The sequence below is a fragment of the Arthrobacter sp. Y3223164 genome, from assembly GCF_059091005.1.
In genome coordinates this window covers 1-2,473 of sequence record NZ_JBNHGF010000397.1, presented here as the reverse complement: position 1 = coordinate 2,473, position 2,473 = coordinate 1, and the positions used below count along the sequence as shown (strand labels likewise).

Genomic DNA, 2,473 nt, shown 5'->3' with positions numbered 1-2,473 from the left:
CCGAAGGCGGGATGAGCCAGGCCGAAGTGGAGGCGATGCTCGACGCCGGGGCGGTGGCCGTGCGGCTGGGGCCGCACGTCCTGCGGTCCTCCACGGCCGGACCCGCCGCCTTGACCTTGCTCAGCGAGTTGCTGGGCCGCTGGCACTGACCACGTCGGTCAGCAGCACTGGCCTAGGTGATGGTGAAGACCTTGCTGTCCGCATTCTGCCGTTCGTCGGTCCGCCCGTCCTGGTCCTTTTGGAACACGTACAGCCGGTAGGTGCCCGGGTCCAGCTTCTGGCTGAACCGGAACTCGCCGATCTGCCCGCTGTCGGCATCAACGAGGGCCGTGCCGTCCTTGACCAGGTCGCCTTCGGACGTGTCGTCGGAGCCGGCCAGGCGGAAAATCTGCCAGCTCAGTTCCGATTCGTACGCGACGCCGCGGCCGAACACCTCCACGCGTCCGGCGGCGGTGGCACCGTCGGCCGGATCAATGATCCATACCGGGGCCGCCAGACTGCTGTTCCGGCCCATCGGCTGGCCCAGCGGCACATGGCCAAAGGCTTCGTAACCGTGATGTCCGTCCACCAGGATGACCACTTCCAGCGGATCGTCCGACGTGCTCAGCCCGGCGTTCGCCGCCGCGGCCGTGGCGGTGAAGACCAGTTGCTGCACGGCCCGTTCGGCGATGCCGGCATCCACGCGGCGGCTGAACGCGTCCGAGGAAATGTCCAGCGTGATGACCGACCCGTTGGTGATGGAGGCGCCCACCTTGCTCGCCGGGCTGAGCGGATTGAAGTAGTCCGGATCCAAGGGCTGCAGCCGCGTCAGCGCGGCCACCGCCGTCGTAATGGGATCACCCAGGTTCTCCGCCTGGCGGTATTCGCGGTACAGGAACACGTTCCCGGCGTTGGTGCCCAGCCAATAGACGGGGGAGAGCTCCGAGGAGCGCAGGGTCTCGACCGGCACGCTGGAGACCAGGGGGCTGCTGGCCGAAGCGGGGTCGGTGGGGTTGGGCATGGAGGTCTGTCCGCCTCCGCCACCGCCGGCGGCCTGCGGCGAGCATCCGAGCAGCACCAGCGATGAGGCAGTGACCAGGGCCAACCACGCACCGAAGCGGCGTGTTGGGACCGAGCCTGCAGGCTGCCGGAGCTGGTTGCTGGTGATGCTTTCGATCCCTTCTGACGTTGGCAATGACCGGGTTTTTGTGGGCCGAAAAGGGCTGCTGCCGCCTTTCCTGCCTCACTAGCTTGGCATACGGGAGGGGGGCTGATGGCTGCTTTAACCGGCGCTCAACCGGACTGATGCAGGATTGATGCAGGATCGATACCAAGGCGTTTTTCGTGCCCGCAGAGGACTGTGCGGCGGCTCGTGCCGTAGCATGGACGTGTACCGTCGGGACCGGATCCATTTCCGGTTACCGCCAGCAAGCGCCCACCGAAGGAGCGATGAAAGGCCACATCGGCCGGACTATGTCCCAATCACGCCTGGATGTCGATCCGCTGGGATCAAGCAGCCGTTCCGTCCATTTCGATTCGTCGGAACACATGGTCAGGGCGCTCGGCGCCCACGACGAGGTGCTGCGGGTCATCGAGTCGGAGTTCAGCGATGTGGACCTGCATGTACGCGGCAACGAACTTTCAATCACCGGCCCCGCCGACGCGGTGCAGCTCACGCTCAACGTGGTGGAAGAGATCCGCGCCCTGGCAGCGAAGGATACGAGGATCACCGCGCAGGTGGTCGCCCAGCTGCTGCGCATGCTCGGCGAACAGTCGGCGCAGCGGCCGGCAGAAGTCCTGACCCTGAACATCCTCTCCTCGCGCGGCCGCAACATCCGGCCCAAGACCCTGAACCAGAAGAACTACGTCGAAGCCATCGACAACCACACCGTGGTGTTCGGCATCGGCCCCGCGGGCACCGGCAAGACCTACCTGGCGATGGCCAAGGCGGTCCAGGCCCTGCAGCACAAAGAGGTCAACCGCATCATCCTGACCCGACCCGCCGTCGAGGCGGGGGAGCGGCTGGGCTTCCTGCCCGGCACGCTCAGCGACAAGATCGACCCGTACCTGCGCCCGCTCTACGACGCCCTGCACGACATGATGGACCCGGAATCGATTCCGCGCCTGATGGCCGCGGGCACCATTGAGGTGGCGCCGCTGGCCTACATGCGCGGGCGCACGCTCAACGACGCGTTCATCATTTTGGACGAGGCGCAGAACACGACCCCGGAACAGATGAAGATGTTCCTCACCCGGCTGGGCTTCGGTTCCAAGATGGTCGTGACCGGGGACGTGACGCAGATCGACCTGCCCGGCGGCACCAGCTCGGGCCTGAAGATCGTCAGCGAAATACTCGACGGCGTGGAGGACGTCCGCTTCTCCCGGCTGGACGCCACCGACGTGGTCCGCCACCGGCTGGTCAGCGACATCGTGACGGCGTACAGCCGCTGGGACGAGTCCCGCCGCGGCGAGGGCGGCCGGGACGAGTCGCGCC

General features: G+C 66.6%; 3 protein-coding genes. 2 read left to right on the top strand and 1 reads right to left on the bottom strand.

The genetic code is table 11. The annotated features are described in order from the left end of the window. Positions 1-149, top strand: a 149-nt coding sequence (locus tag AC5RUJ_RS14560) for a 16S rRNA (uracil(1498)-N(3))-methyltransferase (protein ID WP_494156076.1), incomplete at its 5' end; no start/stop codon positions are given. Between the two features lie 23 nt (positions 150-172). On the opposite strand, the gene AC5RUJ_RS14555 is transcribed toward AC5RUJ_RS14560, so the two are convergent. Continuing rightward, complete coding sequence (locus AC5RUJ_RS14555; RefSeq protein ID WP_494014019.1) at positions 173-1,174, bottom strand: GerMN domain-containing protein; 1,002 nt, start codon at positions 1,172-1,174, stop codon at positions 173-175. Positions 1,175-1,452: 278 nt separating this feature from the next. On the opposite strand from AC5RUJ_RS14555, the gene AC5RUJ_RS14550 reads away from it, so the two are divergent. Then, on the top strand, positions 1,453-2,473 hold a 1,021-nt coding region (locus AC5RUJ_RS14550; protein WP_494156075.1), incomplete at its 3' end, for a PhoH family protein.